The organism is Neobacillus sp., assembly GCF_031988165.1.
Lineage (GTDB): Bacteria > Bacillota > Bacilli > Bacillales > Cytobacillaceae > Neobacillus > Neobacillus rhizosphaerae.
Genome location: NZ_DALZYO010000028.1, coordinates 68,632 through 76,185 on the forward strand (window position 1 = coordinate 68,632; position 7,554 = coordinate 76,185).

At 39.1% G+C, this 7,554-nt stretch carries 5 protein-coding genes; 1 reads left to right on the top strand and 4 read right to left on the bottom strand.

What is annotated here, in order from left to right; all coding sequences use genetic code 11:
- Positions 1 to 48: 48 nt before the first annotated feature.
- The 3 genes from RTR43_RS17020 to RTR43_RS17030 all read right to left on the bottom strand — a co-directional run bounded on the left by RTR43_RS17020 (position 49) and on the right by RTR43_RS17030 (position 4,811).
- Positions 49 to 2,442: a M14 family zinc carboxypeptidase gene (locus tag RTR43_RS17020; RefSeq protein ID WP_312473417.1), complete on the bottom strand. Its 2,394-nt coding sequence runs from the start codon at positions 2,440 to 2,442 to the stop codon at positions 49 to 51.
- Positions 2,443 to 2,802: 360 nt separating this feature from the next.
- A complete protein-coding gene (locus RTR43_RS17025; protein WP_248737039.1) occupies positions 2,803 to 3,717 on the bottom strand; it encodes a pseudouridine-5'-phosphate glycosidase in 915 nt (304 codons plus the stop codon).
- Positions 3,714 to 4,811, bottom strand: coding sequence for a PfkB family carbohydrate kinase (locus tag RTR43_RS17030; RefSeq protein WP_312473425.1), 1,098 nt, complete (start codon positions 4,809 to 4,811; stop codon positions 3,714 to 3,716). The genes RTR43_RS17025 and RTR43_RS17030 overlap by 4 nt, the downstream gene beginning before the upstream one ends.
- Before the next feature lie 434 nt (positions 4,812 to 5,245).
- Between RTR43_RS17030 and RTR43_RS17035 the strand changes: the two genes are divergently transcribed.
- Positions 5,246 to 5,782, top strand: a complete 537-nt coding sequence (locus tag RTR43_RS17035; protein ID WP_312473418.1) for a ribonuclease H-like YkuK family protein — start codon at positions 5,246 to 5,248, stop codon at positions 5,780 to 5,782.
- Between the two features lie 89 nt (positions 5,783 to 5,871).
- Here the strand turns inward: RTR43_RS17035 and RTR43_RS17040 are convergent, their stop codons facing one another.
- Entirely contained in the window at positions 5,872 to 7,332 is a 1,461-nt protein-coding gene (locus tag RTR43_RS17040) for a PAS domain-containing sensor histidine kinase (protein WP_312473419.1), read from the bottom strand.
- Positions 7,333 to 7,554 lie beyond the last annotated feature (222 nt).

The window sequence follows — 7,554 nt, forward strand, 5'->3', positions numbered from 1 at the left end:
ATAAACCAAAAGCCTGACTCATTGCTGAGTCAGGCTCTTTCAATCATGTTATTTTTCAAAAATGGCATTGGATAGCAGTCGGAATAGGTAATCTGTATGGTCACGGAACCCTGCTTCTAATCCAATCATGGTAACGTCTTTATCCTTCTCTTTGACCATAACAGCTTGACCTTTGGCAGAAGCGCTGCCTCTCCAATGGCCTGCCATGAAGAAATCGTTCGTATTTGCATAGGTCGCAACTACCTTATCATTTCCAGTATTGGTATACCATGTTGGGCGATAGACAAACCCAAGATCATCCTGCCCATAACCAGCGGTTAAACCAGTACCTTCATAGTTGACCTTTACGATTCCGTTACTATTAGACCCTCCAGCATTAATGGTGTCATCCGTTAGCCCAAGAGTTTTCGTCGCTTGAGAGGCACTCGAACCTACAGCAATATATTTACCACCTTTAGCAACAAAGTCTGCAATGTTCGCTTTTAACTTTGCCTCTTGTGCTTTTTCTTGTAAACCAAACTCCTTGTTTGCGGCACTTAAGTTTGAGGTAATTAAACTAGCTGTGCCACTATAAACAAAGACATCAAAACCGTTAAGGCCGTTTTCAGCTACTTCAACAGGCGACACTTCGGTCACGTCGAAGCCAAGTCGTTTCAGAGAAAGTTTTGTGCCACTGTGTGACTGGACTTTACCCATTCCACCATCTTTTAAAATAGCTACTTTTAAGTGTGTTAATACAGTTGCATCAGCCGGTACTTTAGAAGTGCTCTCTATCTGCAATCCAGATGCTTTCACAGCGGCTGATATAGTATTGCCAGCTACTTCTGTGTAATAGTTGCCCTTTGCATCACGTTTTACAACGACACCTTGTTGAAGCAGCGTATTTACTAGATTGACAGCTTTTACGGAGCTGTTTGGAATCAAGAATGGTCCTTTGCCCGAAACGGAACCTTGTTCGGTAATTTTGTTAACCTTTGTTGTGGTCACATCAACAGAACTTTGTGTAGCAACTGCTTTAAAGCCCCAAAGCTCCGGTAAACTCCATGCTGAAATATCATACATCGCAGCAGTATCGTTCGAGATATCTTCCCCGCCCCAAAGCATGGTGTTGGCTAATCCAGCCTTTGCCTGATCCATCTTAACGATGAACGTTCCTTTAGGATATGATTTTCCATCCACAGAAAATGCTTTTGGCGCTTGAACGACATCAATGTCATTGTTGATTAAATGATTAACGGCCTTATGTGTTACAGTAGGGTCTTTTTCATCGACTGGAAGGATATAGGCTTTAGGGAAGAATCCGTCCTTGTGGAACGGATGATCAAAATTAATCCCACGTTTAAACATTTCAATTTGGTCGGTAATCATTGCCTGCTTGTTCTCTGTCGCAAAATTAAGTGCACCGATAATGGCATTATACATCCAGCGAACGCCGTCCCAATCATTTGTTGGCGTTTCTAACGTATGTCCGTAAGCTCCATGGTACATCGCATACATAGGAGTGAAAATTGGCGGATAATCATCCCATCCATCCTTATCATTACGCTGTGGAACGTAAACACCTTTCATATTTTGATATAAAGCATTTGATGAGAATTTATCCTTTTGGCTCATAATCTGAGCTTCCATCGCTTCTGCCTGTTTATAGGCCCACTTGTTATATAAATCGTACTCGTAGTTCGGATTATGTGGCGGTGTACATGGTTCAATTAATCCCTGTAGGTTTGGCGCGTAATTTTTTACATATCCATGTGTATCAAGGAATACCATCGGGTTCCATTCTTTAATGAGATCAACAGTTTCTCTTGTTTCCGGTTGGGACTGGGTGATAAAATCACGGTTCAAGTCAATACCATCGCCATTAAAACGGGTGGCATCGACACGTCCGTCGGGGTTTTGCACAACATTGAAAATGAGGATGTTATTTTCAAGAATATTTTTCGTCTCTTGGTCATTCTGGGTGGCGAAGCGTTCAATTAGCTGAAGGATAGCATCCGTTCCCGCAAATTCTGTCCCATGAATGGAACCATTGATCATAATTGGCACTTTAAAGTCTGGATTATTAGCAATCCAATCTTGAGCTTTCCCTGGGTTTTTAAACATTTGTTTTCTGAGTGATTGAATTTTCCCAAACTTCCCATGCGAACCAGGATCGGCAATCGTTACGACATAAAGGGGATGTCCACTAGCAGAAGTTCCGCGGACCTCGACTTTCACACGGTTTGATTGCTTCTCAATTTCTTTTAATTTAGAGGCGATTTGCGAGAACTTCACAAAGTCATAGTTTTCACTATTAAACTTACTTCCATCCTGTTCCTCGTAAACGTTGACGTTTGTCCATTTTGGCGCATCAGCAAATCCAGTTGTCAATGGTACTGTAGTAAGCAAACCTACAACTAACATGCCAACTACCATTTTCTTTTTCTTTGTCTCTTTCTTCATTCAAAAACCCCCATTTCCGAATAATTATTTAATCGTATGCATAATTACTTATTATCCCTATTTTAATATGAAAACCATTAAATTCCATCCAGCCTTTCTCCTAAACAACCATTAATATTACTAGGTTAAAAGTAACAACACACACACTACCATTCTATGAACAAAAAATTTTAATTATTACATATTTAAAATCTAGTTCACTGCATGTCCGCCTAGGACGGACAGATGTCCACGACTGGTGCCTGACACCCTTTTCACTGATGACACACTAAGAAAAGTGCATAAAAAAATGGCAGAGAGAAAAGGTCTCTCTGCCATTTTTATTGATGTAAACTATTCTTATGCTATTTTTCGAAGGATCTATTTCAAAGACTCTAAGCTTACAGCAATTTTTGAACCTAACACGGCGTTATTTTTTACTAACTGAATGTTTGAATCTAAGCTTTTTCCACCTGTTAATTCTTTTACTTTTGCTAGTAGGAATGGTGTTGCATCTTTACCTGAGATGTTGTTTTCCTCCGCTTCTTTTAAAGCAGTTTCGATTACATCAGTAATCATTTGCTCATCCATTGCATACTCTTCTGGGATTGGATTAGCAATAACAGCTCCACCCTTTAATCCCAAATCCCATTTCGTTTTTAATGTTGAAGCAATGCTTTCGGCATCATCTGCACGGAAGTTTACTGGGAATTTACTTGAGCGAGTATAGAATGATGGAAGTAGATCCGTTTGATAACCCATCACTGGCACACCTTTTGTTTCAAGATATTCCATTGTTAAACCTAAATCTAAGATAGATTTAGCGCCTGCACAGATAACAGCTACATTCGTTTGTGCTAGTTCTTCTAAATCGGCTGAAATATCCATTGTTGTTTCAGCACCACGGTGTACCCCGCCAATTCCACCAGTTACGAAAATATGAATTCCAGCGAGTTCCGCACAAATCATCGTCGCAGCAACTGTTGTTGCCCCTTTTTTCTTAGTAGCAACCAAATAGGCTAAATCACGGCGAGATGCTTTGGCAACATCTGAGCTTTTCCCGAACATTTCAAGCTCATCATCAGATAAACCAATTTTAATTTTTCCATCTAAAATGGCAATCGTAGCTGGTACTGCTCCATTGTCACGAATAATTTGTTCTACTTCACGGGCAGTTATCACATTTTGTGGATAAGGCATGCCATGTGAAATGATCGTCGACTCCAAAGCGATGATTGGTTTTCCTTGTTCTTTCGCTACACGTACTTCTTCAGATAATGTAATGTATTGTTTCATGATAATTCCTCCATGTCTTTTTGTAGTTGTGTTGCTGATAAATCTTGACGTACGGTGTAGGATGATTGTAAGGTCTTTGAGGCGTTAACCGCTCCAGCCTTGGCAATATCCCTTAAATTTTTACCATTTAACCATGAATAAATTACCGCAGAAGAAAATGCATCCCCCGCACCGGTTACATCCAGGATATCCTTTGTTTCAATCGAAGGCATATGAAAAATTCCTTCTTCATTATTCCCAATCATTGCCCCTTTTTTCCCATTGGTAATAACAACATTAGCTATACCAAGTGAAAGCCATTTTTCAAGGGCAAGCTTCCACTCATTTTCATTGGTTATTTTAATATTAAAATATGTTTCCGATTCATCACGGTTGGTTATTAACCAAGCTATCCCATCTAAATCATCAGGTATTCGACTCATTTTCGGTGATGAAACCGGTATTAAAGCGATAGGTCTATCATGTTTTCTGGCAAATTGGCATAAAAATTGCAGAGTTTCCTTTGGACAGTTTAAGTCTGCCACAATGCATTTTGCCCTACTTAATAAAACATCCTGTTTTTGGAGTAATTCTGGTGTAATTGACTCATACACTTCCATATCGGCGAGAGCTATAATTAACTCGCCGTCCGTATCTAGAACAGCAGTATAAGACCCTGTTGACTTTCCAGGGATTTTAGCCACTTGATCTAAATGCATATAGAGTGTTGATGATTCTTCAATGAACGACCAATCACTGTCCGTACCACAAGCTGTTACTAACGATACTCCCATTCCAAGACGTCCTAAATTCTCGGCGATGTTTCTGGCGACTCCTCCCACACTCCTAGCTGATTGAATAGGGTTAGAAGTACCCAACTGTGCCTTGTTCTTTACTTGGAATTTTCGGTCTAAGTTAGCCCCGCCGATACAAACAATTTGCTGTGACTCATTTAAAACATAAGCCCGCCCTAAGATTTCGCCTTTTCTAGTAAGCCCGGAAATAATATTAGCAATCGAAGGCCTTGAAAGACCCAAAGCCTCTGCAAGCTCCTGCTGAGAAATATAGGGGTTCTTTTGAATCAAATTAAAAATTAACTGCTCTTTCTCGGTCATTCTCTCAGTCACACACTCACCTCCTTTTAAACTTTTGTTTAAAATCGGAACTTATGTTTACATTGTACTCCTCATTGATAAATAGGTCAACTCCTTTTTGACTTTCTTAACTTAATCAAAACAAACAAAATACATTCATCAATCCCACAAAGGGTAAAGTCAAAACCGATAAGCCTTAAACATGATCCGTCAAAAAACGGAGACGTGCCTAGGATGGTCATACCAAGTGGACATCATTTGTAATTACGAAGATTATTAAAAAAATGGAAACTTAACTTGGACGCTTCATTCTAATTGCACCCATTCCCCCAAAAAATGCAGAGAATACAAACGAATTTTTCAACGGCTGCACGCCAATTATCCCCTTTCCATAAAATGTGGAAAGAACCAAAACTGAATTTTCCAACATGAAGGGAAAGATGTGGTGCTTAAATATGAAAAAATTCCAGACTTATCACCAGTCGTTTCAAAATCTCCAAGAGAATGAAATAAAGTTTGAACAGGTTTTTGAACGGATAATCGAGTTCATGAACCTAGATCCAAGTGGAAACTTCCGCCTAATGGTGGGAACAGATTCACAGGTTCACAAATCCCAGACTACCTTTATTACTGGAATAGTGATTCAAAATGAAGGGAATGGTGTTTGGGCGTGTATTAGAAAAGTGATTGTTCCCAGAAAAATGACCCATTTACATGAGCGGATCTCTCTTGAACTATCCTTAACCGAAGAAATTGTTTCTATGTTCACAGAGGAGAAAAAAAATGAATTAATCCAGATTGTCCTTCCATATATCTATCAAGGCGCAACATTCATCATGGAGGGGCATATCGATATTGGGGCGGGGAAACGAAATAAAACCAGTGAATTTGTCAAAGAAATGGTATCAAGAATAGAATCCATGGGAGTCGAACCCAAAATCAAACCAAACGCCTTCGTCGCCTCCAGCTATGCCAACCGCTACACCAAATAGTGTTATATGGTGTCAGGCACCACAAAAAGACAAATGTCCGCGGCACGCGGACAAAATACAATGTTTGTCCACGTGTGATGCTCGACACCCTAAATATATTCCAGTTCAATTAATATTGTGGTGCCTTGTCCTAGCTGGCTTTCGATTTTCATGGTGCCATTGTGTTCTTGGATGATTTTATTGCTGACTGTTAGGCCAAGTCCGATTCCTTTATCCTTCGTTGTATAGAATGGAGTACCTAAATAGCGCAATAAGTCTGTGGCGATGCCGATGCCCTCATCGAAAATACGAATCAACACTTTATTTCCTTCAACTTTCTCTACCTTAATATGAATTTCTCCACCGTTAGGCATGGCTTCAATGGCATTTTTAATAAAATTGACAAAGACCTGCTTCAGTTGGTGTGGACTGCAAAGTAAATCGATATCGTTTGCTTGATAGTGGTTTATGATTTGCACATTATGTAGCAAGGCTTGTGGGTAAAGAATGTTAACTGTGCTTTCAAGTATTAAGTTTAGACTTTCTCGTTCATATTGAATGGCTTGCGGTTTCGCAAGTGACATAAATTCATTGACAATTATATCAATACGATCTAATTCGTTCATGATTATCGATAAGTAGTGCTCTTGTTTTTCCTTGTTAGGCGTACTTTTCAAAAGTTTTGAGAATCCTTTTAATGAAGTCAATGGGTTTCGTATTTCATGAGCTACACCTGCCGCTAATTGACCGATTATGGAAAGACGATCTAAATTACGAAGTGCATGATCGTTCCTTACTCTATCCGTAATATTTCTCCCAACTGAAACATATGATTCGATTTCTTTTTGTTCGTTATAGATGGGAGAAAGATTTGATTCAGAATAAATGAATTCTTTATCTCCAGTCAACACCTTTACTTGGAATAGCTGGGGCTCATTTGTTTCGACTAGTTTTTGAAACACTCTTTCAAAATGCTCCCTATCATCAGGAGAGATAATGTCAAATACATCTCGACCTATCAATTGCTCGGGGGTATACCCCAGAGCCCTTTCGTGAGAGGGTGATGCATAGACAATCTTTTTATCCTTAGAATAAACCTTAATCATATCTTCTGTATTTTCCGTGATTAATTTATACAACTCGCGCGTTCTTTTCAATTCTTTTCCTATAAATACACTATCAGTAATATCACGGTAAATGGCTATTATGGCGAATATTTCTCCCTTTGAATTTCGAAAAGGAGAATAGGAAACCGCTATATCAAGAACTCTACCATCTTTATGAAAACGTTGAGTAGTAATATTGTGAAACGGACTACCTAATTTAACGTCTTCTTTTATTTCCTTTAATGAATCAGGAATGGGAAAATCATCATATTTTCTTCCTAGTACATCATCTTCTGTAAAGCCAAAAATTTTAGTATACATTTGATTTACTCGAATAAACCGGTCCTCCATATCGAAAATACAGATTCCGTCAGCCGTACAATTGAGAAAAAGATCAATTAATTCATCTGGATTAAGGATAATAGAATTATCTTCTTTTCCAATAATCGGGAAACTTTTTGGCATGTCCATCTCTCCCAACAGCTCAAATATCCTATCTTTCTTCATTTTACAGAATTTTAGGATAAAGAAAAGAGAATTTTTTAAGGGTGTCACTTATAGGGGGTCAGGCACCACAGAAAGACAATTACCCCTATTTTGTCCTCCACTGGTGGACACTTTTATGTGTTTGATAAGAAAAGCGCAAGGCGCCCGCCTATCGGCGTATGGCCTCCTCGGAAAAGCTAA

Excerpts from the sequence above, each read along its gene's own strand:
- RTR43_RS17020 (WP_312473417.1), bottom strand. The coding sequence starts at position 2,442 with ATGAAGAAAGAGACAAAGAAAAAGAAAATGGTAGTTGGCATGTTAGTT.
- RTR43_RS17025 (WP_248737039.1), bottom strand. The coding sequence starts at position 3,717 with ATGAAACAATACATTACATTATCTGAAGAAGTACGTGTAGCGAAAGAA.
- RTR43_RS17030 (WP_312473425.1), bottom strand. The coding sequence starts at position 4,811 with ATGACCGAGAAAGAGCAGTTAATTTTTAATTTGATTCAAAAGAACCCC.
- RTR43_RS17035 (WP_312473418.1), top strand. The coding sequence starts at position 5,246 with ATGAAAAAATTCCAGACTTATCACCAGTCGTTTCAAAATCTCCAAGAG.
- RTR43_RS17040 (WP_312473419.1), bottom strand. The coding sequence starts at position 7,332 with ATGCCAAAAAGTTTCCCGATTATTGGAAAAGAAGATAATTCTATTATC.